General features: G+C 36.6%; 24 protein-coding genes and 1 pseudogene. 3 read left to right on the forward strand and 22 right to left on the reverse strand.

Annotation, left to right across the window (positions count from 1 at the left end; genetic code table 11):
- Positions 1-107: 107 nt before the first annotated feature.
- Positions 108-1,835 (forward strand): Rqc2 family fibronectin-binding protein, encoded by a 1,728-nt coding sequence (locus DW963_RS00355; RefSeq protein ID WP_117913412.1) that lies wholly within the window; start codon positions 108-110, stop codon positions 1,833-1,835.
- Positions 1,836-1,913: 78 nt separating this feature from the next.
- On the opposite strand, the gene tyrS is transcribed toward DW963_RS00355, so the two are convergent.
- The 3 genes from tyrS to DW963_RS00375 form a co-directional block, all read right to left on the reverse strand.
- Positions 1,914-3,137, reverse strand: a complete 1,224-nt coding sequence (tyrS, locus tag DW963_RS00360) for a tyrosine--tRNA ligase (protein ID WP_117913413.1) — start codon at positions 3,135-3,137, stop codon at positions 1,914-1,916.
- A 550-nt stretch (positions 3,138-3,687) separates the two neighbouring features.
- A complete protein-coding gene (gene pyk, locus DW963_RS00370) occupies positions 3,688-5,115 on the reverse strand; it encodes a pyruvate kinase (RefSeq protein WP_117913415.1) in 1,428 nt (475 codons plus the stop codon).
- A 344-nt stretch (positions 5,116-5,459) separates the two neighbouring features.
- The gene (locus DW963_RS00375; protein WP_117913416.1) at positions 5,460-6,470 is read right to left on the reverse strand and encodes a rhomboid family intramembrane serine protease; all 1,011 of its coding nucleotides are present in this window, start codon (positions 6,468-6,470) and stop codon (positions 5,460-5,462) included.
- A gap of 315 nt (positions 6,471-6,785) precedes the next feature.
- On the opposite strand from DW963_RS00375, the pseudogene DW963_RS00380 reads away from it, so the two are divergent.
- Positions 6,786-11,035, forward strand: a pseudogene (locus tag DW963_RS00380) (acyl-CoA dehydratase activase-related protein).
- Positions 11,036-11,103: 68 nt separating this feature from the next.
- A complete protein-coding gene (locus tag DW963_RS13485) occupies positions 11,104-11,226 on the forward strand; it encodes a hypothetical protein (RefSeq protein ID WP_278320296.1) in 123 nt (40 codons plus the stop codon).
- Between the two features lie 49 nt (positions 11,227-11,275).
- Here the strand turns inward: DW963_RS13485 and DW963_RS00385 are convergent, their stop codons facing one another.
- From DW963_RS00385 to DW963_RS00475, 19 genes are all read right to left on the reverse strand, one after another.
- Entirely contained in the window at positions 11,276-12,058 is a 783-nt protein-coding gene (locus DW963_RS00385) for a hypothetical protein (RefSeq protein ID WP_117913417.1), read from the reverse strand.
- Positions 12,059-12,075: 17 nt separating this feature from the next.
- Positions 12,076-12,903, reverse strand: a complete 828-nt coding sequence (locus DW963_RS00390; RefSeq protein ID WP_117913418.1) for a hypothetical protein — start codon at positions 12,901-12,903, stop codon at positions 12,076-12,078.
- Positions 12,904-13,437, reverse strand: coding sequence for a hypothetical protein (locus DW963_RS00395; RefSeq protein ID WP_117913419.1), 534 nt, complete (start codon positions 13,435-13,437; stop codon positions 12,904-12,906).
- The gene (locus DW963_RS00400; RefSeq protein ID WP_117913420.1) at positions 13,424-14,269 is read right to left on the reverse strand and encodes a hypothetical protein; all 846 of its coding nucleotides are present in this window, start codon (positions 14,267-14,269) and stop codon (positions 13,424-13,426) included. Before DW963_RS00400 ends, DW963_RS00395 begins: the two co-directional genes overlap by 14 nt.
- On the reverse strand, positions 14,270-14,923 hold the full coding sequence (locus tag DW963_RS00405; RefSeq protein WP_117913421.1) for an ATP-binding cassette domain-containing protein: 654 nt from the start codon (positions 14,921-14,923) through the stop codon (positions 14,270-14,272).
- A 5-nt stretch (positions 14,924-14,928) separates the two neighbouring features.
- A complete protein-coding gene (locus DW963_RS00410) occupies positions 14,929-15,717 on the reverse strand; it encodes a hypothetical protein (RefSeq protein ID WP_117913422.1) in 789 nt (262 codons plus the stop codon).
- 184 nt (positions 15,718-15,901) lie between these two features.
- On the reverse strand, positions 15,902-16,141 hold the full coding sequence (locus DW963_RS00415) for a GHKL domain-containing protein (protein WP_117913423.1): 240 nt from the start codon (positions 16,139-16,141) through the stop codon (positions 15,902-15,904).
- The gene (locus tag DW963_RS00420) at positions 16,122-16,466 is read right to left on the reverse strand and encodes a GHKL domain-containing protein (protein ID WP_117913566.1); all 345 of its coding nucleotides are present in this window, start codon (positions 16,464-16,466) and stop codon (positions 16,122-16,124) included. The genes DW963_RS00415 and DW963_RS00420 overlap by 20 nt, the downstream gene beginning before the upstream one ends.
- 14 nt (positions 16,467-16,480) lie before the next feature.
- Entirely contained in the window at positions 16,481-17,014 is a 534-nt protein-coding gene (locus DW963_RS00425; protein ID WP_117913424.1) for a hypothetical protein, read from the reverse strand.
- A gap of 2 nt (positions 17,015-17,016) precedes the next feature.
- The gene (locus tag DW963_RS00430) at positions 17,017-17,736 is read right to left on the reverse strand and encodes a LytR/AlgR family response regulator transcription factor (RefSeq protein ID WP_117913425.1); all 720 of its coding nucleotides are present in this window, start codon (positions 17,734-17,736) and stop codon (positions 17,017-17,019) included.
- A 44-nt stretch (positions 17,737-17,780) separates the two neighbouring features.
- A complete protein-coding gene (locus DW963_RS00435; protein ID WP_117913426.1) occupies positions 17,781-19,310 on the reverse strand; it encodes a sodium/proline symporter in 1,530 nt (509 codons plus the stop codon).
- Positions 19,311-19,407: 97 nt separating this feature from the next.
- Positions 19,408-20,346 carry a L,D-transpeptidase gene (locus DW963_RS00440; RefSeq protein WP_117913427.1) on the reverse strand — a complete coding sequence of 313 codons (939 nt, stop codon included), beginning with the start codon at positions 20,344-20,346 and terminating at the stop codon, positions 19,408-19,410.
- Between the two features lie 32 nt (positions 20,347-20,378).
- Positions 20,379-21,017, reverse strand: a complete 639-nt coding sequence (locus DW963_RS00445; RefSeq protein ID WP_012739382.1) for a cytidylate kinase-like family protein — start codon at positions 21,015-21,017, stop codon at positions 20,379-20,381.
- Positions 21,018-21,132: 115 nt separating this feature from the next.
- The gene (locus DW963_RS00450) at positions 21,133-21,675 is read right to left on the reverse strand and encodes a DUF8052 family protein (protein ID WP_117913428.1); all 543 of its coding nucleotides are present in this window, start codon (positions 21,673-21,675) and stop codon (positions 21,133-21,135) included.
- Entirely contained in the window at positions 21,672-22,604 is a 933-nt protein-coding gene (locus tag DW963_RS00455) for an RluA family pseudouridine synthase (protein ID WP_117913429.1), read from the reverse strand. Before DW963_RS00455 ends, DW963_RS00450 begins: the two co-directional genes overlap by 4 nt.
- Entirely contained in the window at positions 22,597-23,124 is a 528-nt protein-coding gene (gene lspA, locus DW963_RS00460; protein WP_199669348.1) for a signal peptidase II, read from the reverse strand. Before lspA ends, DW963_RS00455 begins: the two co-directional genes overlap by 8 nt.
- 67 nt (positions 23,125-23,191) lie before the next feature.
- Positions 23,192-24,232, reverse strand: coding sequence for a 3-dehydroquinate synthase (aroB, locus tag DW963_RS00465; RefSeq protein WP_353652741.1), 1,041 nt, complete (start codon positions 24,230-24,232; stop codon positions 23,192-23,194).
- A gap of 65 nt (positions 24,233-24,297) precedes the next feature.
- Entirely contained in the window at positions 24,298-24,849 is a 552-nt protein-coding gene (locus DW963_RS00470; RefSeq protein ID WP_117913430.1) for a cell division protein SepF, read from the reverse strand.
- A 56-nt stretch (positions 24,850-24,905) separates the two neighbouring features.
- Positions 24,906-25,598, reverse strand: a complete 693-nt coding sequence (locus tag DW963_RS00475; RefSeq protein ID WP_117913431.1) for a YggS family pyridoxal phosphate-dependent enzyme — start codon at positions 25,596-25,598, stop codon at positions 24,906-24,908.
- Positions 25,599-25,632: the final 34 nt, after the last annotated feature.

The following is a 25,632-nucleotide window of genomic DNA, read 5'->3' on the forward strand; positions in this document are numbered from 1 at the left end:
CTTAGAAAAGTATACCAATTTTTGTGAAAGATAACAAGACTTACAGCAATAAGTATGTTAATATAATGCAATAAGATTAATGAATATTACTAATTAAAGGAGACATTATGGCATTCGATGGTATTACAATATCCAGTATTGTTAATGAATTAAACGACACAATTAACGGCGGAAGACTTTACAAGATAGCACAGCCTGAAGCCGATGAAATAATGCTTACAATAAAGACACAATCTGGTCAGTACAGACTTGTTTTATCTGCAAATGCATCGCTTCCTCTTGCATATCTTACAGACGATAACAAGCCATCCCCTGCTACTGCACCTAATTTCTGCATGCTTCTCAGGAAACATTTGAACAATGGAAGAATAATATCAATAACACAGCCAAAATTTGAGCGTGTAATTGATATTGAGGCAGAACATTTAAATGAACTTGGTGACATGTGCAGAAAGCATATAATTGCAGAATTCATGGGTAAACACAGCAACATAATATTATGTGATGACAATAATACTATATTAGACAGTATCAAGCATATATCAGCACAGACAAGCTCAGTCCGGGAAGTTTTACCTGGAAGACCTTATTTCATCCCTAATACTTCGGACAAGATTAATCCGCTTGAAGCTGACAGAAAGCATTTTGACGAAACAGTATTTACAAAGCCTGTACCTGTTGTCAAGGCGCTACTTTCAAGCTATACGGGAATAAGCACATGCATAGCTGAAGAGCTTGCATACCGTGCCGGAGTTGATGGCGGACACCCTGCCAACTGCCTTGATGGACCTATGAAAGATGCTTTATACAACGCATTTGACACCCTTATGTCTGATGTAAGAAATGGTATTTATAAACCTGTGATGGTAACTGACAATGGTGTGCCTGCAGAATTTGCCGCTGTAAATCTTTCTATGTATGACAACCACACAGAATATGATTCAATAAGCAGACTGATTATCGATTATTACAGACAAAAAGAGATTGCAACCCGAATCCACCAGAAGTCTGTTGACATCAGAAGAATTGTAACAACTCATCTTGAACGAGCATACAAGAAGCTTGACATTCAGGAAAAGCAGATAAAGGATACTGAGAAAAAGGACAGATACCGTATCTACGGTGAACTTCTTACAACCTATGCTTACAGTATTCCTGCCGGTTCTAAGGAATATGAAGCACTTAATTACTACGATAATACCACAATTAAGATTCCTCTTGATAACACTCTCACACCAATTGAGAATGCTAACAAATATTTTGCAAGATATAATAAGCTTAAGAGAACCTATGAAGCCGGAATCCGTCTTATTCAGGAGATTACTGAAGAAATAAGCTACCTTGAATCTATTATCAATGCAATTGAGATTTCAGTAACAGAGGCTGATCTTGCTAACATTAAGGAAGAGCTTATTGAAACTGGATATATTAAAAGGACTGTTAAAGGAAAGCACAAAATCACAGCCAACAAGCCGATGCATTTTGTATCAAGCGATGGATTTGACATATACGTTGGAAAGAATAACATACAGAATGACGAACTTACCTTCAAGACAGGCAACGGTAATGACTGGTGGTTTCACGCCAAGCAGATGCCAGGTTCTCATGTACTTCTCAAAACAGATGGAAAGGAAGTTCCTGACAGAACATTTGAAGAAGCAGCAAGCCTTGCCGCCTACTATTCTAAAGGCCGTGAACAGGAAAAGGTTGAAGTCGATTATGTATTAAAGAAAGAAGTTAAAAAGCCTGCCGGTGCCAAACCGGGATTCGTTGTGTATTACACTAACTACTCAATGGTTGCAGACACCGACATTAAGGATATTAAACAATTGTAAATGTATTAAAAAAGGGATTATGAAATCATCTGAGATAACAACTCAATATTCATAATCCCTTTATTAATATCTTAATTATTAGTTAACAGAAACCTTAACGAAAGACTTCTTACCCTTCTTAACAACTACACCTTCGCCCTCGAACATACTCTTAGGGAACTTAGCTGCTATATCTGCTACCTTTTCTCCATCTACAGAAACACCACCCTGCTGGATAGTTCTTCTGGCCTCTGACTTAGTTGTTGCAAGTCCTGCTCCAAACACAAGATTAATTGCATCAATTTCATCATCTGTAAAGCTGTTTGCTTCAAGCTTTGCTGTAGGCATGTTAGCTGCATCTCCGCCAGTAAAGATTGCCTTTGCTGTAGCTTCTGCTTTCTTAGCCTCTTCCTCACCATGAACAAGCTTTGTAAGCTCGTAAGCAAGAATCTCCTTAGCCTTATTAAGCTGTGCACCTTCCCAGCTATCCATCTTATCAATCTCTTCAAGTGGAAGGAATGTGAGCATACGGATACATTTAAGAACATCTGCATCATCAACATTTCTCCAGTACTGGTAGAAATCGTAAGGACTTGTCTTATCAGGATCCAGCCATACAGCACCTGAAGCTGTCTTACCCATCTTCTTACCCTCTGAGTTAAGAAGAAGTGTGATTGTCATAGCTGAAGCATCTTTATCAAGCTTTCTTCTGATAAGCTCTGTTCCACCTAACATATTGCTCCACTGGTCATTACCACCAAACTGTAAATTACAGCCGTATTTCTGGTATAACATATAGAAATCGTATGACTGCATAATCATGTAGTTAAACTCAAGGAAGCTTAATCCCTTTTCCATTCTCTGCTTGTAGCATTCAGCTCTTAACATGTTATTAACTGAGAAGCATGCTCCAACCTCTCTTAAAAGTTCTACATAGTTAAGATTAAGAAGCCAGTCAGCATTGTTTACAAGTAATGCCTTGTCATCTGAGAAATCAATGAATCTTGCCATCTGCTTCTTGAAACAGTCAACATTGTGCTGAATCTGCTCTGGTGTAAGCATTTTTCTCATATCTGTACGTCCTGATGGATCACCAATCATAGCTGTACCACCGCCAATAAGCGCGATTGGCTTATTTCCTGCCATCTGGAGTCTCTTCATAAGGCAGAGTGCCATAAAGTGTCCTACATGAAGGCTGTCTGCTGTTGGATCAAATCCGATGTAAAATGTAGCCTTTCCATTGTTAATAAGGTCTTTGATAAGTGCTTCATCTGTTACCTGTGCAATAAGACCTCTTGCAACCAATTCGTCATAAAGTGTCATTTTTGTTTCCTCTCTTTTCTTTTTTCTTATAGCTGCTCGCGCAACTTTGTAAGCCAAGTCTCTCCGCAGCTTTGCTGCTCCCGAGCCTTGATAATTCACAACTTCCGCACTCCGTGCTCCGTTGTTCATTATCTGCATTCGCCATATAAGACAGAATCTGTGCAAGCACATTCTGTCTTGCATGGCTCATTGCTTACAAAAAAGGCTTCCGCCCTTCTTAAAAGGACGAAAGCCTGAACTTACGTGTTACCACCTTTATTCATGACAGACTCACATCTGCCACCTCATTAAGTCCACCAGCATGGACTTATGCACTATAACGTGTGCTACTCCGGCTGCCCCTACTTACAAATATGCTTTCAGTTCGCCGCTCCGGAATGTATTCAGTTACCCTTACCCTTGCGCCTCTCATCAACCGGCTGCTTTCTGTAAGTTCAGTAATAACCTACTTGTTTCCATCAACGCTTTGTAATATTAATTGTGTATTACTTATAACATAATAGAATATTAAAATCAAGTCTCATTCCGAAACAAATGTATCAAATTAATACTAGATTGTAACTACTCTCATTGTGTTAGTAAGTCCTCTCTTAGATGAAGGATCAGAAGATGTAGCGATACCTGCAGAAACAATTACTGTATCTCCTTCTTCTACGAAACCAGCATGTTCAGAAACTACTAATGCATGCTCAATAATCTTATCTGTAGAAGCTTCTGTTGCTGTCTTAAGAGGTCTAACACCCCAGTAAATCTGCATCTTTCTAAGAACATTATCGTATGGAGAGCATCCGATAATCTCAGCTTCTGGCTTTAACTTAGATGTAAGTCTTGCTGTAAATCCTGAAATTGTAGGACAGATAATAGCCTTAGCTCCAAGGTTATCTGCTGTCTGAACTGCAGCATTACATACAGCGCTTGAAATGCTTCTCTTACTGTGAAGATTAGAATATTCTACTGAATGTCCCTTAATCTCCTGCTCTGTTCTTTCTGCAATCTTAACCATCATCTTAACAGCCTCTAATGGGTACTTTCCATTAGCAGTCTCACCACTAAGCATAACAACATCTGTTCCGTCATAGATAGCATTAGCAACATCAGTAACTTCAGCTCTTGTAGGTCTTGGGTTTCTAATCATAGAATCAAGCATCTGTGTAGCTGTGATAACTGGCTTATACTTAGCATTACACTTCTTGATGATTTCCTTCTGAACGTGTGGAACTTCCTCAGCAGGAATCTCAACGCCCATATCTCCACGGGCTACCATGATACCATCAGCAACTCTGATGATTTCATCTATATTAGCAATACCTTCGGCATTCTCAATCTTAGCAATAACTGGAATATCTGCACCATGCTCCCAGAGAAGATGCTTAATTTCCTCGATACATGCTGCATTTCTTACAAATGAAGCTGCGATAAAATCAAATCCCTGCTCAACACCAAAGATGATATCTTCCTTATCTTTCTCTGTGATGCCTGGAAGTCTGATGCTTACGTTAGGAACGTTAACACCCTTCTTAGAACCAAGCTCACCACCATTAATTACTGTACATTCAATCTCTGTACCTTCAACCTTATCAACCTTAAGCTCAATAAGACCGTCATCAATAAGAATAATATTACCTGTAGACACATCTTCTGGAAGTCCTGCATAAGTTACCATATTAATCTTGTCATCTGCTGGCACCTGTCTTGTTGTTAATGTATATTTCTGTCCCTCAACAAGTGTAACCTTCTTGTCATCCTTAACAGCACCTGTTCTGATCTCAGGTCCCTTAGTATCAAGAAGAGTTGCAATAGGGATATTAAGTTCTTCTCTTACACTTTTAATCAAGGCAAATCTTCCTGCCTGTTCCTCATGGTCACCATGAGAAAAATTAAATCTTGCAATATCCATTCCTGCTAACGCAAGAGCCTTAATAAGGTTTCTGTCGTTAGTATTAGGACCCATTGTGCAAATAATCTTAGTCTTTTTCATTGTTTCCTCCAAAATAATTAAAATCTTTTCAAACACATACCTACAATATAATAACATATTTGCGTGTCAAATCAACTAAGTTTTTTATTTAACAAGCTTTTTAGGGGTGGAAGGATACGCAAAGAGAAACAGGGATGGTGTCAGTATTTCAGATTTCTTCGTTTAGTGGCAGTAAAAGCCAGTTTTTGCTTCGCTTTTTTGTTCAAAAAATCAACGCGCTACGCTTGAACGTGATTTTTTTGAACCGCGCTTCGCAAAAACTGGCTTTAACTCCCACACAACTCAGAAAATTCAATTCTGACACCATCCCTGTTTCTCTTTGCTTACACTTCTACCCCGGCTGGTTACTGTTTATCACCGGTTACATGGATGTGGGTATATAAGTGGTCTGAACAGTATTCGTAGTTGCCGGCGCATTTTGAGCAGAATCTGAATGTGAGATTTTCATCGTCAAGTTCCGTCCTTCCGCATACTGCACATCTGTGCTTCGGCACGCCGCGCTTCGCGTGTTGTGCCTGACTATCCTGTGTTCTGCTGTCTGGGGACACAGAACCATATGTGCCAGACTGTGCTGTATTATTCTGCTGCCAGTACTCTTTTCTGGCGTTCTGCTGTGCTTTCTTTGCTGTTCTCATTGCCTTGTCGAAGTTTCTCTGTGTACTGCTCTTTGCAGGGCCTTTCTTGTACAGGAAGAAGAATATTATGAAATTCAGCATTGACACAAGCGCCGCCGTTGCGTTGGCATAACACATAATTGCTGATGGTGCAAGGAAACCTGCTGCATACAGGCTGTACCATACATTTCTTGGAAGAAATGGCACAAGATATCCGAATACTATAGTAATTCCGAATATTACAGCATCAAGTATTGCCATCCATTTAATCTTGATTGGGATAATGAAGAATAATAAAACCTCCATATCCGGCTGCTCCATAGCGAATGCCATAAACAGTGCAAGGTTAATATAGTTAGTGCTTAACTTAAAGCTTAATCCCCATATAAGATAGATAATAAGTGATGCAAGTATATTAAGGATAACTCCTGTGAAGAAGTATACATTAAATCTGAACGAGCCCCATATTCTTTCAAGTACCGAACCAATCAGATAGTAGAAATACAGCACAAACACCACAAATATTATGCTGTTAGAAGGAGGTTGTAAGATAAATGTAAAGAGTCTCCATACCTGTCCTTTGAAAATCATAGCAAAATCAAGTGAAAAATATGCGTCATATAATCCATTGAAGAATGTATTCATCACAAATCCTATTGCATAAAGGACAATGATATAAAACATAAGATTCTTAATCGCATACTTAGAGAATTTTTTCTCAAATTTAGCAAACCAGTTCATAAAATGTTCCTTTCAGTCTGACGCATGTTGCAGACTAATAATTCATAATTATATACAAGAAATTATAATAAACAAAACAATATGATGTCAATTAAACTTACTCTTAAGTTCTTAAATTTTAATAAAAATATCCACCATAAATAATTAAAGCTATTTTATTATTTCCTATTAATATTGAAATTTATTCCATTTTACTCTATAATGCATGAGTTGCATAGAAAATGACATATTCTGCGTTTTTTCGCCAAAGTCACTATGTAATGGGTAACTTTTGTATATTTATATTAAGGAGGACAGCTGCAGCTGTATTAGGTTATGAATAAATTCAAATTAGGTATTGATATTGGATCAACAACTGTAAAAATCGCTGTTTTAGATGATAATAATAATATTTTATTTTCTGATTATGAAAGGCATTTTGCGAATATCCAGGAAACTCTCCAGTCACTTCTTGAAAAGGCAGTGGCAGAACTTGGTGAGTTTGAAGTATATCCTGTTATCACAGGTTCAGGCGGACTTACTCTTGCCAAGCATTTAGAAGTACCATTCACACAGGAGGTAGTAGCCGTGTCTACTGCCCTTCAGGATTATGCTCCACAGTGTGATGTTGCAATCGAGCTTGGTGGTGAGGATGCTAAGATTATCTACTTTACTAACGGTATTGACCAGAGAATGAACGGAATATGTGCCGGCGGTACAGGTTCTTTCATTGACCAGATGGCAACTCTGTTACAGACAGACGCAATGGGACTTAATGAATATGCCAAGAACTATAAGTCAATATACCCTATTGCCGCAAGATGTGGTGTATTTGCCAAAACAGATATCCAGCCTCTTATCAATGAAGGTGCAACTAAGGAAGACCTTTCTGCATCTATATTCCAGGCTGTTGTAAACCAGACAATCAGTGGTCTGGCATGTGGTAAGCCAATCCGTGGTAATGTTGCATTCTTAGGCGGACCTCTTCATTTCTTATCAGAGTTAAGGCAGGCATTTATCCGTACATTAAGCTTAGGTCCGGATGAAATCATTGCTCCTGACCATTCACATTTATTTGCTGCTGTTGGTTCAGCAATGAATTACAGTGAAAATGTATGTGTTCCTGTAGAAGACATTATCGCAAGACTCAAAGGAAAGATTAAGCTTGAGTTCGAGGTTGAGCGTATGGAACCTCTTTTTGAGAACCAGTTTGCATATGATGAATTCACAAAGCGTCACAGCTCTCATCATGTTAAGACTGCTGATATCGCATCTTACAAGGGCAACTGTTATCTCGGAATCGATGCAGGTTCAACAACAACCAAGGTTGCTTTAGTTGACGAAGACGGTAATCTTCTTTACTCATTCTACTCAAGCAATAATGGTTCACCACTTGCTACAACAATTAAAGCTATTAAAGAGATATATACCCAGCTTCCACCAGAAGCTAAGATTGTGCAGTCATGCTCAACAGGTTATGGCGAAGCACTTATCAAGTCGGCTCTTATGTTAGATGAGGGAGAAGTTGAGACAGTGTCACATTTTTACGCTGCTGCTTTCTTTGACCCGGATGTAGACTGTATCATCGATATCGGTGGACAGGATATGAAATGTATCAAGATTAAGAACCAGACTGTAGATTCAGTCCAGCTTAACGAAGCATGTTCATCAGGATGTGGTTCATTCATAGAAACATTTGCAAAATCCCTCAACTTCACAGTTCAGGACTTTGCCAAGGCTGCATTATTTGCTAACCACCCTATTGACTTAGGAACACGTTGTACAGTATTCATGAATTCCAAGGTTAAGCAGGCTCAGAAGGAAGGTGCTGAAGTTGCAGATATCTCTGCCGGACTTGCTTATTCTGTTATTAAAAATGCTTTATACAAGGTTATCAAGATTTCCGACCCTGATGATTTAGGTAAGCATATCGTTGTTCAGGGTGGTACATTCTACAACGACGCTGTTCTTAGAAGTTTTGAAAAGATTACAGGTGTTCAGGCAATCAGACCTGATATCGCTGGTATAATGGGAGCTTTTGGTGCTGCCCTTATAGCAAGAGAAAGATATGACGGTATATCAGAATCATCCATGCTTTCTATAGATAAGATTAACTCTCTTACATATGAAACAAAGCTTACAAGATGTAAGGGATGTACTAACAGCTGTCACCTTACAATCAATAAATTCTCTGGCGGCAGACAGTTTATCACAGGTAACAGATGTGAACGTGGACTTGGTAAAGAGAAGAACAAGGAAAAGCTTCCTAACCTTTTCGATTATAAGTTCCACAGACTCTTTGATTACGAACCTCTTTCAGAAGAAAAAGCAACAAGAGGAACTGTAGGTATTCCAAGAGTTCTTAACATGTATGAGAACTATCCGTTCTGGTATACATTTTTCACAAAGCTCGGATACAGGGTTGTACTCTCACCTCAGTCAAGTCACAAGCTTTACGAATTAGGTATTGAGTCAATTCCATCAGAGTCAGAGTGTTATCCTGCAAAGCTTGCACATGGTCATATCATGTGGCTTATTAAGCAGGGAGTTAAATTTATCTTCTATCCATGTGTACCTTATGAGCATAACGAATATGAAGGCACTAACAACCATTATAACTGCCCTATCGTTACTTCTTATGCCGAGAACATTAAGAATAATGTAGAAGAACTTAAAACAGAGAATATAGATTTCAGAAATCCATTCATGTCATTTGAAAGTGAGGAGAAGATATCCAAAAGACTTGTTGAGGAATTCTCATCATACATTCCTGCCGCAGAGATTAAGTCTGCTGTCAAAGCCGGATGGGATGAAATGATGGCTTGCAGACAGGATGTCAGAAATAAAGGTGAAGAAGTAATTGCTTACCTTAACGAAACAGGAAAGCGCGGTATCGTACTTGCCGGCCGTCCTTACCATGTTGACCCTGAAGTAAACCACGGTATTCCTGAACTTATTAATTCATACGGACTTGCAGTACTTACAGAGGACAGTGTTGCACATTTAGGAACAGTTGAAAGACCTCTTATCATTCTTGACCAGTGGATGTATCATTCAAGACTTTACGCTGCTGCTAACTATGTAAAGACTGTAGATAATCTCGACCTTATCCAGCTCAATTCATTTGGATGCGGTCTTGATGCCGTTACTACTGACGCTGTCAACGATATACTTACTAAGTCTGGAAAGATATATACAGTATTAAAGATTGATGAGGTTAATAACCTTGGCGCTGCAAGAATCAGAGTACGTTCTCTTATCGCAGCATTAAGAGTCCGTGAACAGAAGAATTACCAGCGAAAGATTCAGTCATCTGCCTACCACAGAGTACAGTTTACTGAAGATATGAGAAAGAATTACACAATTCTCTGCCCTCAGATGTCACCAATACATTTTGACATATTAGGTCCTGCCCTTAATTCATGTGGCTATAATATTGAAGTCCTTGAGAACGACAACAAGGCATCAGTAGATGTAGGTCTTAAATATGTTAATAACGACGCATGCTACCCTTCACTTATGGTAGTCGGACAGATTATGAACGCCCTTCTTTCAGGCAAATACGATCTTTCAAGAACTGCTGTTATTATGTCACAGACAGGTGGTGGATGCCGTGCTTCCAACTATATCGGATTCATCAGAAGAGCACTCATAAAGGCTGGTATTCCAGATGTTCCTGTAATCTCACTGAGTGCACAGGGACTTGAATCTAATCCGGGCTTCAGCTATGACATACCAATGCTTAAGAAAGCTATGATGGCTGTTGAATATGGTGATATATTCATGAATGTTGTATACCGTACAAGACCTTACGAGGCAGTTCCTGGTTCAGTTAATGCACTTCATGAAAAATGGAAGAGGTCTGCATTGAACAGCTTACTAAAAATAAGGTTCATATGAAAGAGTTCAATAAGAACCTCCGTGCTATTGTTAAGGACTTTGATAATATCCCGCTTAAGGATATCAAGAAGCCTAGAGTTGGTGTTGTTGGAGAGATTCTTGTTAAGTTCATGCCTGCTGCTAACAATCACATTATTGAGTTACTTGAAGCAGAAGGTGCAGAGGCTGTTATGCCTGACCTTATGGGATTCCTTCTCTATTGTATGCAGAATTCAACATATAAGCATGAATTATTAAAGACACCTAAGAAAGGGGCTATTCTTTCAAGTACACTTATAAAGATACTTGAAACCTTCAGAAAGGCTGGAACCAAGGCACTTGCAGAAAGCAAGAGATTTGATGCTCCATCTAAGATTAGTGAGACAGCCAATTACGCTAAAGACTTCGTATCACTTGGCAATCAGACTGGTGAAGGCTGGCTTCTTACCGGTGAAATGATTGAGCTTATTCATCATGGTGTAGGCAATATCGTATGCTGTCAGCCATTTGCATGTCTGCCTAACCATATTGTAGGAAAGGGAGTTATCAAAGAACTTCGTGCAGCTTATCCTGAAGCTAACATAATTGCTGTAGATTATGATCCTGGTGCTTCTGAGGTTAACCAGTTAAACAGAATCAAGCTTATGCTTTCAACTGCTAATAAAAACCTTGCTAAAGAAGAAAAAGAATCTAAAAAAGATGCTTAATTGCTTGTACATATTATAATTCCGATATATAATAGATATAATAAATATGTTCGAAGAGGTGTGAAATTATGAGTTTTATGTTATTCATCGGACCAATTATAGGTGTTGCAGTTGCTATTATTGCTGCTGTAGTTATCATATCAGTTATAGCCGCTGCTGTTGCACAGAAAGATATTAACGACGAAGATTAACAAAAAGGCTTTAACCAGTATTTTCTGGTTAAAGCCTTTTTTAATTCTGTCAATTACAGAATATCTTCCTATACACTCTGAATAAAACAATTCCTGAAACTGCAAGAATCAATACTATCATCAATGGAACAATAACATTATCCTTAAGCACAATTCCATACACATATGCATATAAGCGCTCAATAATCATTTTAGAATACACACCAGAAAATGATATTCCCATTATTTTAATTTTAGACAAAATTCCTACCGCCAGTACATTTATATATACCAGAATATATGTAAAAACAGTTGATCTGGTAAGCCAGTATACAATACATATTATAAGCAATGTTGCCTGCATTCTGAGAACATCTGCAAGAACTGATGCTAAAATAACTGTCACTGTACTTACTTTAGCAAAATCACAATATGGCAGCATATATTTTGAAACGCTTCCTTCTGCTCCCCAGTTGCATGCCCATACTGCATGATTACTAAGTGATACCACCATAGTAATAACCGCATTAAAGAGCGGAACCAAATATGTTAAAGCAATACATTTTTTTACACAGCTGAAAAACAGCTTAATACTTGAATTATATAAAACAATCCTGTTTGGCAATAATTCTGTTTTGATTATTGTAACCATAAAAAAACTAAACAGAACTATTTCATACATACATATGAACCCATTCGACTTCCAGTCAAAAAAGAACAGAAAGTAATCAGCCACACATGCATCAAGTCCTTTCAGATAACCAGACATGAATGGAACCGTTTTCATTATCAGCATGACTGGTATCCCATACGCCAGCATAACGCTTAAATACTTTTTCACTCTTTCATTCATAGGTAAACCCCTTAACTTTACAGGAAATCCCTTTTTCGTGAATATATAATTCCTGCCGTTATAATGCCAGTGCATACACACAGCATCATACACAAGCCATATTTCCAGTAATTATATACCTCAGATATCCTATACATCATCATATAATTAATAAAGCAAAACCATTTCATGTAACATATTGATACTACATAATATACTATGCTGACAATAAATCCATATACCGCATTTGAAATATAAGTAATAAAAAGCTGCACAATTGCAACTGTAATAAAACATACCAAACACATTAATAACATTATTGCCATATTAGTATTCTGCGGGATATCCCCACTTCCAAGAAAAACCCTGATAGTATTCTCGGAAGTTAATGAAATACCAGAATAAAATCTGCTATTTACTATGGCCATTCCCATCAGAAAATGTGTCGCACATATTATAATCATATATACACATGCAGCAATAACAACAATTAAGCATTTACTAATCCACCAGTATACAGGTGACCTTGACGCTACTATTATACTTTTGCCAAGCGCATTCTTATCAGAATTAATATATAATGCAATTATCAGCAGCAGATACAACACAACAAGCATGCCAAAAATAGGTATATCCATAGGTGTATTGCCACGAATTATGAATTTTTTTGCTCCTTTAAAGAAATACAGCATGGAATCTCCAAAAGATACACCATCAATGATTCCTTTATGTATGAACTTAACTGCACCTGTATAAAAAATCACCGCCTGCAATATACAATATACTATAAATGCTGTAAAAAACTTCCAGCTTGCATTACAAAACCGCCTGATATCTGCCTTGAAAACATTTTTAAAACATTTCATTTAAAACACCAGCTTTTTCTTTAATGGATAATAAGAATACACTAAAGTTATCGTAGAAGACTCCAGCTTTGAAAATTTCTTAGGATTCAGCTGATTAGGTCCCATATATGCCTGAAATCTTACTTCCTGAGTCTGTCCTGGATCTAATGTGATTCTCCTCATTGAATTACTAACCGGCTGGACACCATTGCTTCCGTTAAGCTCCTCAACAACGCATATGAAGCTTGGTGCATAATTAATAACCTGATCAGTTGTATTTCTCAATCTTACAGTCATAACAATAATTCTTACATTCTTAGCTTTTTCTTCGCTTACATTCTTATACTGACCTGAAATCTTAGAATAATCCTCAAGAGTATATACTTTAGCATTAACAGGAGTTATCTCCAGCCCGTCTAAATCTGCAGGATTGTCTTTGGTATAACTAACCTCCTCTGCATTTGGAAATGCTCTATTAACTCTTACTATCAATGCAATACATACTGCTGCTATGGCAATACACGCTGCCGTAATCAAAAATTTATAAAACTTCATTTGCTGCTCCTTTCCAAAAGAATATTACACCACTTACCAGTATAATAATTAACGGTTCCAGAATAAAACCTATAAGTCCATTATCCATAAGAACATTTGATGGACTAATATAAGACATAGGATTAAATGTATACAGTCCAAAAATATTTTTACCAACTGTAGATAACACACCTACACCATAATAAGCGATGAATGGTGAAATCATAACAAGAAATGCATTATCAAATAAAAATGCAACAGCTAATGAAACTACAGAAAAAGCTCCACCATATACAAAAAATTGAATAAGATAAATAATTATGTATACAAATGTATGATTATAAAACAGACATCCCATAAAAGACTTTCCTGAACCGATAAATAATCCATTTTCAACAGGAGAAAGTGCCGGAACACACATCATGGTTGCTATAAGATTCATTAATACAGGCAGAAGGACAAGCATTCCTCCCGAAACAAATGTTGTAATGAATCTGGCTGCATGCACCTTATTCCTCGATGCTCTGCTATAATACTGCAATATGTACTGGTTGTGATTATCCCTTGAAAAATTACCACAGTATGGCAATGCACAGAATAACATGCACACATATACATATGCTGTTGCAAATGGATCAAAACCAATAAAAATTCCCATCCATGAATTAAAAACAGAAAAAGGATATGAGGCAACACTTCCATCAAATCCATTAAGAATATCCATATGTGGAATCACTTTATTAACAAAGGAACCTGTTGCAAGCACAACACCTATAAGTAATGAAATATAAAATAATTTATTTTTAAATAATCTTTTAAATTCTATCTTTAATAACACATTTAATTCATGCATTTAATTAATTCCTCCTTTGTCAGCCTTATTATTTTTGATTCTTCCCTCTGCAATTTCTATTATATCGTCTGATAAATAATCAAGTTCTTCTGCATCATGACAGGCAATAATAATAAGTGCTCCCCGTTCTTTATGTTTCATAAGAAGCTTGCTTACCTGCTCTGTTCCTGAATCATCCAAAGCATTAATCGGCTCGTCCAATATTATAATGTCAGGATTTTCCATTATTGCCGCTGCTATGCCTAATCTCTGTTTCATACCTAAAGAATACTTACGAAAAGTTCTTTTATCATATGGTTCAAGACCGACCTCACTAAGAGTCTCTCTTATTCTTTCATCATCAATTCTTTCTCTTATAGATGCAAGAGTTTTAAGATTCTCAAATCCTGTATAATTGTTAATAAATGCAGGATTCTCTATAAGAATTCCTATGCTGTCTGGAAACATCATATCTTTACCCATTATTTTTCCATTAATATCTACAATTCCATCAACTCTTATAAGTCCTGCAACTGCTCTCATAAGCATAGTCTTACCACTTCCATTTTTACCTTTGAAGCCATATATATTTCCAGACTCCATGCGAAGACTCACATTGTCAAGAACTGTTACACCTCTTATTTTCTTTGTTACATTTTTCAACTCAATATACATATTATTCACCTCTCTGTTTTATCCTCAATTTTTAACTCTATAAGATTCCCACTATAATTTTTAATACTATTTGTATCACATGCGGTTCCTAATGTTCCACCCATATATAATTCATTAATCTGCGGATTATATTTATATACACTGAACAGAAACCAATAGTCCCTCTCTTCTCCTGCTTTTAGAATTACATCGTTTGTTCTGTAACTTTCTTTTGGATATAATAATGTTGCTTCATCCTGTATAACATTCAAATCCCCACTATTCCATAAATGTCCATCATCCCTTTTTATTATAAAAGTCTGCATGCTTGTTTTAAAATTCTTTTCCCCATCGTATTTTACATGAACCTTAATCCACAGAAAATCTTCTCTTTCTCCTCTCACTCTTCCTGTTGGATATGCATTTATTTTATCGTTTACAATCAAATCTGCTGAATCTTTATTCATTATCTCATATGCATAATTTAAATCCTTCGTTATTACTGCCTCTGTAACCGAATATTCATATGCTCCCATTGAGAATTCTTCATTCATGCTTTTATATTTTACTTTTTCTTCTTTATAATCAACTGCCGGATCTGTTATTCCCGTTACTGTCTCCCAGTCTGTGAATGTCGGCTTTTCTTCGCTGTATGCCTGTGTCTCGGTCTTTCCGTCTGTATCTGTTTCATATTCATACTTGCTTACATATGTTTTACTCTCTTCTATCTGCTTTGCATCCTCTACAGTCTGCGTTGTGCAGCCGCACAACGCCACTGTAAGGAACAAGCAAGGTACTATCTTTTTTCTTCTCATTACTTATACCCCGCATTTTCTTTACTTTTTTATGTGTAATATATTACAGACCTGATTATATAATAACCACACCTGTAAACCACTTTCAACCGCAATGTCGTAAACGACAAATATATGGCGTGAACGACATATTTTTTTAGTATAGTATCAAAAAAAGACCGCATTGCGGCCTTTTTTGCTATTACTACCACCTGATTGTGCAATAAAACATTTCACCCTCTTCGTAGTAATCACATATTCCTTTATTCTTTTTCATTAGATTTCTTATAATCTGCGTTCCTAAACCATGTGAAGCTTTATCAGCTTTAACAGTCTGAAGCTCCTCATTATTATCAAGAACTGACTTCGACACAAAGTTTCCTATACGGAATACACATTCTTCTCCATTCCAGAATGAACTTATCTCAATCTCTCTGTATTTCATTCTCTCTTAGCTCCGCTTCTATGGCATTATCGATTAAATTACCTATTACTGTACATAAATCATTATCCTTCATCTGCTTAATTTTTTTATTAATGCTGGAAGATACAATGATTTTTTCTGACTTTGCATACTGAATTTTATTATTAATAATTGTATTAAAAAGCAGATTGTCTGTATGTATGTAATCCTGTGTACTCTCAAGATTCATTCCGTACATCTTCAAGAATTGTTCAGCTTCATCATATTTTTTTGATTTTATCAGTTCTGTAAGTGTCTGTAACTGATTCTTCATATCATGCTTAATCACTCTGATCTGCTTATCCATAGCCTGGACATTCTTCAGATAATCTTCTCCAAGATTGATTTTATTACGAGGCGGTCTGCCTCTTTCTCATTATAATTTTCTTCATAGAGCCTTACTGATATGCTATAAAATATGTAAGCCAGCATCAGTTGTAACAATCCTGCCAGAAGCAGATATTTTTTATATTCCTGACCAATATAACCTGACAGCCATACAAGCATTGCATATACTGCTATCGTAATAATAATATACAGAAATACTTTCATCCTGTCTGCTGCTGTAAAACATCCTCTTCTTATAGATAAAAATGTCTCAAGTACAACCATTGTGACAATATATACAAGCATAAGAATAATAACATCTGACTGTGATGGTATATTTATATAAGCTTTCACAACCGTATAATATATAGCTGTAATACTTATAGTAACTATAACCGCAATAACATATGCTGTAATTCTGTTAATCCTTTTAGCCAGTAATTCTGATACTTTTTTAAAAAATATGACACCTATTATAACAAGTATAAAATACTGCAGAATGGTTATAGAATTATATATATTTAACATGATTATAATGTACGATAATACAGTACTAACCCTTTCTCAAATATATCTTTATAATTGCGTCCAAGCCTGATAGTCTCACCTGTAACAAGTAACACCTCACCTGTAGAACTATTAATCTTTTTTACAAAACGATAATTAACAAGATACTTTTTGTGTGCGCGGTTAATGAAATAATTCTTTAATTCATTTTCCAGTTCTGTCATACTTTTTCTTATAACATAATTATCATTGGTTGTGAATATTGTAATATAATGATCCTGACTTACAGCATATATTATATTAGCTGTATCTATAGCCACCAGACCATCCTTACTCTCAACCATTATTTTCTTTTCATGATTTTCCCTGTCAATAATTTTATTAACAACTCTTTTTACAGATATCTCATATCGTGACTTTCTGATAAAATAAAAAGGCATATAATCAAAAGAATCATATACTGTTTCTTCATGTGAAGTCACAAAAACTATAAGAATTTTCGAATTACTTTTTGCTATCTGCTCTGCAATCTGAAATCCGTCCATAGGCTCCATATTGATATCCAATAAAACCACCCTGTATGAATTATCCACTTCAATGCTTGATAACAGCCTGGTACCATCTTCATAATAATCAATAGTAACATCCTGCCATCCTTTGTTACTAAATTCATGCAACATTGAATTCTTAATATTCTGAGCCATTAAATTATCATCGTCACATATTGCTATATTATATCCCATATTATATAAAACCCTCTTCTACATATTACATTAAGAGACATGAATTATTTGCTCATATTTTTAACTTCTTCAAACTTATCCATAACTTCCTTAGAAGGCTTTCCTGTGGCAAGACTTACAACAATAATAACTAATGTTGCAAATATAAATGCTGGTAAAAGCTCATATACAGCAAATATTCCTCCAAGCTTTGCAATTCCGAATTTCCATATAAATATCATTGCTCCACCTGCAATCATGCCCGATATAATTCCATACTTATTGGCTCTCTTCCAGAAAAGTGAGCAGAGAACTACAGGACCGAATGCCGCACCAAAACCAGCCCATGCAAATGAAACAATCTTAAATACTGAGCTTGTAGGATCAAGTGCAAAGAATATTGATATAACTGATATAACAACAACTGTAAGTCTGGCAACAAGCATTGACGTCTTCTTAGACATATTAATGTGTAACACCTCAACAGCAAGATTCTGTGATATTGCTGATGAAGCTGCAAGAAGCTGTGAATCTGCTGTTGACATGGTAGCTGCAAGAATACCTGCAAGGATAATTCCTGCTATAAATGCTGCTACAGGGTTAAATGTTGAAAGATAATGTGATATCTTAACAATAATTGTCTCTGATTCGCTTCCTGCTAAAGTATCAATAATACCAGATTTAGAAAGTGTAAGACCGATTACACCGATACCCGTTGCAACAATAAGTGATATGAATACCCATACAGTAGCAATTCTTCTTGAAATCTTTAACTTGTTCTCATCTTCAATAGCCATGAATCTTAAAAGGATATGTGGCATACCGAAGTATCCAAGTCCCCATGCAAGTGTTGAAACAATCTTAAAAAATCCATAGTCTCCTGATGTATTAGTCTCTGCAATATGTGTATGGAACATATCAAGATATCCAGGAAGTGCCTTTGCATTATCAAGTACAACTCCCATTCCACCAGCCTGTACAATCCCGAATATCACAACGACAGCAAGTGCGAATGTCATAATAATACTCTGTACAAGGTCAGATGTGCTTGCTGCAAGGAATCCCCCCATAGTACAGTAAAGTACAATAACAACAGCACTGACAATCATTGCTGCATGATAATCAAAACCTAAAAGACTGTTAAACAGCTTTCCGCAGGCAGCAAAGCCTGATGCTGTGTATGGTATAAAGAATATTACAATAAGTGCTGCTGATATTAATGTAATTACATGCTTGTCATCCCCGAATCTCTTAGAAAAATAATCAGGAAGTGTTATTGCCTGATAACCATGTGAATATAATCTTATCTTCTTGGCAACAATAAGCCAGTTAAGGTATGTACCAAGTGCAAGACCAATTGCTGTCCATGTTGCGTCAGCAAGACCTGTAAGGTATGCCAGTCCCGGAACACCCATAAGCAGATAACTGCTCATGTCTGACGCTTCTGCACTCATTGCAGTAACAACAGGTCCTAACTTTCTTCCACCAAGATAGAAGTCTCCTACATCACTGTTCTTCTTAGAACAGATTACTCCTATCCATACTACCATTCCGAGGTAAAGTATAATTGCTGCTAAAATAATAATGTTTGACATAAAAAATCCCTTTTCCTTTCATAAATACGCGAATGTACCTATTATAGCATACATTCGGCTTTATAAAAAGCGAAAAGGGATTAATTATGTTGTTAAATTACTCTGACACGGTCTTGTCATACGGCTTCTGTGCCTCTGATGACTGGGTATGCTGAGCATTAGTCTCCTGCTGACTGACAGTTGTCGGCTGTGTCTCTCCAGAATCATTCTTCTGTGTCTGTGCCTCAGTCTCCTGAGGTCTGTCATCATTCGTGACAGCTTCTGTGTCAGCCTGTGTCTGATTGTATTGTGAAACGTTATTATTCTGTATATTACTGCTTCCATTCACATTATCAGTCGGGTCTCTATATGCATCATCAGCTATCCGGCTTATGCCTTCAACTTTAATGTCCGAACTGATATCAAAATCTTCAACTATCTCTACAGTTGTCTTCGCACCGCAATTCTCATATATCCACTTGGCATTGACACATGTCATAAGTATTGAACCTTCCAACACATTCTGACCTATGGCATTGTATGACTTTGGATTAAGATTGTTATCACTCTGGCTGTAATATGTTGCGGTACTTAGATACTCAGCATTATCAAGTCTTGAAGAGTATCTGACATAATATATATCTGTAATCTTACGCCATAAAGATTTCTCTGATATAGCCGTCTTGGCAGGAGCAACTTTAGGTCCTAGAGCCACTTTAAAAGCCTTAACAGGAATAGAGAATTCTTTATTGTCATCAAGCTGATAAACAACCAGCGTATGCTTCGCTATGCTTATTCTGATATAATATGACTGGTTCTTTGCAATTGTCTGTGTCTGTGTATCCGTCTCTGATGAATCAGTTTCACCAGTGGTCTCTTCCTGTGATACATTATCAGCATTCTTATTGCTGTTATGCATACTGATAACAGTTCTTAACACAAACAGCAGTCCAAGAACCATTACAACAAGTATAACAAGGTATACGATTGAATTAGTTCCCTTAAACCATCTCTTAATATCAAACTTCTTCGTTCTCTTATAGCCATTAAAATCCATAACTTACCAACCGTGTATATATTAAAAGTGAATTAAATATCTTTGCCCATGTTCTTCTCTTTTAATTCAATAAACTTAAGTATCATATCAATTGCACCATCTATTCCTACAAGTCCACTGTCAATACAGAGATTGTAGCTCTTAGCTTCTCCCCACTTCTTGCTTGAGTAGTAATTGTAATAGCTTGCTCTTCTCTTATCCGTCTTCTGGATAAGATCTGCAGCCTTAGAATCATTAAGTTCATAGATTCTCTTAATTCTCTGTACTCTCTCATCAAGACTTGCCTTGATAAATACACTTACTGCATATGGATTATCTTCCAATGCATAATCCGCACATCTTCCTACAATAACACATGATTCTCTCTCTGCAAGTTTCTTGATAGCATCAAACTGTGCAAGGAAAACCTTGTGATTAATAGGCATATCCACATATGAATTAGTATATCCCAGTGAATATGTATCCATTACAAGAGAATAAAGGAAACTGTTAGTAGGCTTCTCATCCTGAGATGCGAAAAGTTCTTCACAAAGTCCACTCTCCTTAGCTGCAAGTTCAAGCAGTTCCTTGTCGTAGCACTTTATTCCCAGCTTCTCTGCCAGTTTCATGCCTATCTCATGTCCACCGCTTCCAAATTCTCGTCCGATAGTAATAACTGTTCTCTCATCCATAGTTCCTACCTCCTAGTTTCAATTGTATACGAAATACTTTAGATATATTATACATTATTTTTGTGGTAAAATCTACATATTAAGCATAATTAAATTAATCTTTAATAATTATTAATTACTCTTCATAATGGTCTATATGCAAGAGTATCTCTGTAAGAAATTCTGCTATCTTAGTTCCAGCCTTATTAGATATCACACTGTATCTGCTCGGTGTAACGCAAGCCAGTCTGATATTAGAAAAGCCTCTTGCACCAAACATATAATTCTTGCTAAAATTCTTAGATTGAAGTGCTTTCTCGACATCAGGAAGCACCTGATTTTTTGTAATTATTATAAATGATATATGTGTATACATATGATTCTTAGCCGGCAGCTTTCCGTCACCTCTTACAAAATGCGGTTCAATCTTATTGACAGCAAAATCATATAAATCATCAAGCTCTTTCATACCAAGCGTATCACAATTAATGAAAAACAGATGCTCATAGCATTTTGAGTCCCATAACTTGGCATCATCTGTTGTAGAAAATCTGTCTTTCTTATTATAGCTGTAAGCATATATAACAAACTTTCTACCTTCAAACCAGTAATTATGGTATATATCAAATGTATCTGAAATACTGTTCAATATTATATCTATAAATTCCCTGCGTCTCAATTGCTACCTCCATTTCTTAAATCCTTAAGCAGCTTCTCAAAATATTCGGGCAATGGTGCTTTGAACTCCATATATTCACCTGTTGACGGGTGTATAAATCCAAGAACACCTGCATGTAGTGTCTGTCCCTGCAGTTTATATCCACTCCTGGCATGACTATACACATCATCTCCAAGTATCGGATGCCCTATACTTGCCATATGTACTCTTATCTGATGAGTTCTGCCTGTCTCTAACTGACATTCTATAAAACTGTATTTGTCAAAATTCTCAAGTACACGGTAATGTGTAACAGCACGTTTTCCATTCTTTCTGTCAACCGCCATCATCTTACGGTCCTTTGGATTACGCCCTATAGGTGCATCCACTGTGCCTTCTTCCTCTTTAAAGCGGTTATGGACAATGCAATAATACTTTCTTGTTATTGAATGGACAGCAAGCTGTGCAGCAATATCATTATGTGCCTTGTCATTCTTACATGCAACAATAACACCCGTGGTATTCATATCTATTCTGTGTACTATTCCAGGACGCATAACGCCATTAATTCCTGACAGATTATCCCTGCAATGATACATAAGTGCATTGACAACTGTTCCTGTATAATGTCCTGCAGCCGGATGTACAACCATTCCCTTCGGTTTATCTATCAGTATCACATCATCATCTTCATATATTATATTCAGAGGTATGTTTTCCGGAAGTATCTGTGGCACAATAAGTTCAGGAATTGTTATTGTGATATGTTCCGTTCCATTAAGCTTATAGTTAGACTTGACACATTTGTCGTCAACCGTAATATCTCCATCATCTAACAGCTTCTGTATGCGTGACCTTGACACATCTTCTAACTCCTGCGACAGATATTTATCTATTCTTGTCCCCTTATCCTCTGGTTCAGCAATTAAATTCTGTACTGAATCACTCATTATTATCACCCTTCTTCGATAACTTTAAGAATCCGAAATCATCTTCTTTGTAGACAAAAAGAATAAGAATTATAAGCAGCGCAACTGAAACAGTAACATAGCAGTCTGCCACATTGAATACCGGAAAATTAATAAGCTTGAAATATATAAAATCCCTTACGTATCCGAATCTTACCCTGTCAATAAAGTTTCCTACTGCACCAGATACAAGTAATGTACATGTTATAAGAAGTGGCATATACTTTCTTGTTGCAGGAAGATTAATAATTACATAAGTTACTATAAGCATAACTATAACTGTAAACACAAGAAACAGATTAATCTTACCGCTTAGCATTCCCCATGCTGCACCTGAATTTCTAAGATAAGAAAAAACAAATGCATCGCCTATTATCTTAAAATCCGGTTTCCCTAAAAGCCTCGCTTCTGCAACTGCTTTGGTAATCTGGTCTAATTCAGTCAGAACAACAATTCCTATAATATAAAAAAACAAATTGAATATTTTCTTTTTATTATTCACTTTCGACCTCCGTTATTAAACATTTATCTTATAACACCTTCAAGTGCTCTTCTCATCTGGTCATCAGTTATATCTCTGTCAATATAAGCATCTCCGACTGACTTAAGAAGAATGAACTTAACCTTGCCGGCATCCATCTTCTTGTCATTCTTGGATACCGCAACAACATCATCAATCTTAATTCCTGTGACATGGTCAGGGAATTCATATAATGCAAATGTTTTAGAGCATCATCTCTTTCCTCTGCAGTTATAGTTCCAAGCTCGACACATATATTGAGTGCTGCTATCATTCCAAGCACAACACACTCTCCATGATAAAGTGAGAAGTTCATCTCTTTTTCAATGGCATGTCCTAATGTATGTCCAAAATTAAGCAGTGCTCTTTCACCCTTTTCCTTAGGGTCATTCTCAACAACCTCTCTCTTGATATTACAGCTCACATATATCATATGTTCAAGTGCATCTGGATCTAGTGCCTTAATTCTGTCTGCATTGTCCTTAAGCCAGTTGTAATATTCCTTATCTTTAATAAGACCATGCTTAATAATCTCACCAAATCCAGAATTAAAAAGTCTCTTACTGAGTGACTTAAGCACTGACATATTCATATATACAAGCTTTGGCTGATGGAATGCTCCAACCATATTCTTATATGCCCTGAAATCAACGCCTGTCTTGCCGCCAATACTTGAATCAACCTGTGCAAGAAGTGACGTAGGAACCTGTATGAATTTAATTCCTCTAAGATATGTTGCCGCAGAAAATCCGGTAAGGTCGCCAACAACTCCTCCGCCAAGTGCTACAAGGCAGTCATTCCTGTCAAAATGATTCTCTATAAGATATTCATATACATCCTGTACAGTGTCAAGAGTCTTATTCTCTTCTCCTGCTGCAAATGTATACACATATACTGTATTGCCTGTTTTTTCAAGCTCATTCTTTACCTGTTCTGCATATAAAGGACCTACATTGCTGTCTGTCACAATACATAACTTTCTCCCTGTTATTTCAAGCTTATTAAAGGCTTCTGAAAGTCCCCCGAATCCACTTTCAATCACAATATCGTATGCTGGTTTACCTTCGCACTTTACATTAATACACTTCATAACATTCTCCCTTATCCTTATACTTAAACAGCCACCCATTATATGTGGGTGGCTGTGAAGATCAATTAAAATCTGTTTTCATTCTTGTTAAATGATGAAAGATCAATTCCTCCTGTTACTATCTCAGGAATATCACCCGAAATATCTACATTAGGTGGAGTCACCAGGAAAATATAATTAGTTATCTTCTGAAGGTTACCCATTATTGCATATGTAGAACCAGCAGAATAATCTATTATTCTCTGTGCTATCTCAACATGGATTCCTTCAAGGTTAAGCACAACTGCCTTACCTGTAAGAAGTGTATCAGTTATCTCCTTAGCATCTTCCATAGATTCTGGTCTTATTACAACAACTTCAAGTCCTCTTGGAGACTGTGTCTTCATAGGAACAACCTTAGACTTGGAAGCAAATCTTGGCTTCTCTGCTGTATATGAAACATCTTCGTCTGCTACTGTATCTTTCTTGGTATTTCTTCCAAAAAGATTCTTTCTTGCTGATGGTTTCTCATCATCGTAGTCATCACCGAAATCATCATCGTAATCTTCGTAATCGTCATCAAAATCATCATCGTCATGCATCTTAAACATATTAGTTAAACCGTCTAACATTCCCATTATAAACACTCTCCTATATCTAATAATCTGACTTTCTTTAGTATCCCCAAAACATATTAATGTGAATAGTCCCTGGCTCCAAATATCGCTGTTCCAACCCTTACATGAGTTGCCCCTTCTTCTACAGCAACAGTATAATCGTTAGTCATACCCATGGACAAAACATTCATGTATACATTATCTATGTTTTTGTTATTGATGTCAACCAGTAATTGCTTTAATTCTCTAAAATACTTTCTGTTATCTTCAGGATTTTCAACAAATGGTGCACTTGTCATGAATCCTCTTATCTTAATTCCCGGAAGTACTCCTATTTTCTTCACAAATTCTTCTGCTTCATCACATGTTACACCGAACTTATTCTCTTCTCCTGCAACATTAACTTCAATAAGAATATCCTGTACAAGGCCTTTCTTTACTGCTTCATCACTTATTGCAACGGCAAGTCTTTCCGAATCAACTGAATGAATCAATGCAGCTCGTCCTACAACATATTTTACCTTGTTTCTCTGCAGATGTCCTATCATATGCCATGTTATATCCTTAGGAAGTGTATCTGCCTTATCCACCATCTCCTGAACATAATTCTCTCCAAACTGTCTTATTCCACAGTCATATACTTCCATAAGCATATCCTTGGGCTTGGTCTTGCTTACTGCAACAAGACACACATCTTCTGGATTTCTTCCTGATTTCTCACATGCTTTCTTAATATGCTCTTCTACTTCAATAAGATTATCCTTTAACATAATGCCTCCTGAATGTCATTAATCTGATATACAT

Origin of the sequence: Eubacterium sp. AM46-8 (genome assembly GCF_003466705.1) — a bacterium.
Lineage (GTDB): Bacteria > Bacillota > Clostridia > Lachnospirales > Lachnospiraceae > Lachnospira.

What these genes read in the sequence shown, in the direction of transcription:
- DW963_RS00355 (WP_117913412.1), top strand. Translation starts at nt 108, where the DNA reads ATGGCATTCGATGGTATTACAATATCCAGTATTGTTAATGAATTAAAC.
- tyrS (WP_117913413.1), bottom strand. Translation starts at nt 3,137, where the DNA reads ATGACACTTTATGACGAATTGGTTGCAAGAGGTCTTATTGCACAGGTA.
- pyk (WP_117913415.1), bottom strand. Translation starts at nt 5,115, where the DNA reads ATGAAAAAGACTAAGATTATTTGCACAATGGGTCCTAATACTAACGAC.
- DW963_RS00375 (WP_117913416.1), bottom strand. Translation starts at nt 6,470, where the DNA reads ATGAACTGGTTTGCTAAATTTGAGAAAAAATTCTCTAAGTATGCGATT.
- DW963_RS13485 (WP_278320296.1), top strand. Translation starts at nt 11,104, where the DNA reads ATGAGTTTTATGTTATTCATCGGACCAATTATAGGTGTTGCAGTTGCT.
- DW963_RS00385 (WP_117913417.1), bottom strand. Translation starts at nt 12,058, where the DNA reads ATGAATGAAAGAGTGAAAAAGTATTTAAGCGTTATGCTGGCGTATGGG.
- DW963_RS00390 (WP_117913418.1), bottom strand. Translation starts at nt 12,903, where the DNA reads ATGAAATGTTTTAAAAATGTTTTCAAGGCAGATATCAGGCGGTTTTGT.
- DW963_RS00395 (WP_117913419.1), bottom strand. Translation starts at nt 13,437, where the DNA reads ATGAAGTTTTATAAATTTTTGATTACGGCAGCGTGTATTGCCATAGCA.
- DW963_RS00400 (WP_117913420.1), bottom strand. Translation starts at nt 14,269, where the DNA reads ATGCATGAATTAAATGTGTTATTAAAGATAGAATTTAAAAGATTATTT.
- DW963_RS00405 (WP_117913421.1), bottom strand. Translation starts at nt 14,923, where the DNA reads ATGTATATTGAGTTGAAAAATGTAACAAAGAAAATAAGAGGTGTAACA.
- DW963_RS00410 (WP_117913422.1), bottom strand. Translation starts at nt 15,717, where the DNA reads ATGAGAAGAAAAAAGATAGTACCTTGCTTGTTCCTTACAGTGGCGTTG.
- DW963_RS00415 (WP_117913423.1), bottom strand. Translation starts at nt 16,141, where the DNA reads ATGAAATACAGAGAGATTGAGATAAGTTCATTCTGGAATGGAGAAGAA.
- DW963_RS00420 (WP_117913566.1), bottom strand. Translation starts at nt 16,466, where the DNA reads ATGGATAAGCAGATCAGAGTGATTAAGCATGATATGAAGAATCAGTTA.
- DW963_RS00425 (WP_117913424.1), bottom strand. Translation starts at nt 17,014, where the DNA reads ATGTTAAATATATATAATTCTATAACCATTCTGCAGTATTTTATACTT.
- DW963_RS00430 (WP_117913425.1), bottom strand. Translation starts at nt 17,736, where the DNA reads ATGGGATATAATATAGCAATATGTGACGATGATAATTTAATGGCTCAG.
- DW963_RS00435 (WP_117913426.1), bottom strand. Translation starts at nt 19,310, where the DNA reads ATGTCAAACATTATTATTTTAGCAGCAATTATACTTTACCTCGGAATG.
- DW963_RS00440 (WP_117913427.1), bottom strand. Translation starts at nt 20,346, where the DNA reads ATGGATTTTAATGGCTATAAGAGAACGAAGAAGTTTGATATTAAGAGA.
- DW963_RS00445 (WP_012739382.1), bottom strand. Translation starts at nt 21,017, where the DNA reads ATGGATGAGAGAACAGTTATTACTATCGGACGAGAATTTGGAAGCGGT.
- DW963_RS00455 (WP_117913429.1), bottom strand. Translation starts at nt 22,604, where the DNA reads ATGAGTGATTCAGTACAGAATTTAATTGCTGAACCAGAGGATAAGGGG.
- aroB (WP_353652741.1), bottom strand. Translation starts at nt 24,232, where the DNA reads ATGAAGTGTATTAATGTAAAGTGCGAAGGTAAACCAGCATACGATATT.
- DW963_RS00470 (WP_117913430.1), bottom strand. Translation starts at nt 24,849, where the DNA reads ATGGGAATGTTAGACGGTTTAACTAATATGTTTAAGATGCATGACGAT.
- DW963_RS00475 (WP_117913431.1), bottom strand. Translation starts at nt 25,598, where the DNA reads ATGTTAAAGGATAATCTTATTGAAGTAGAAGAGCATATTAAGAAAGCA.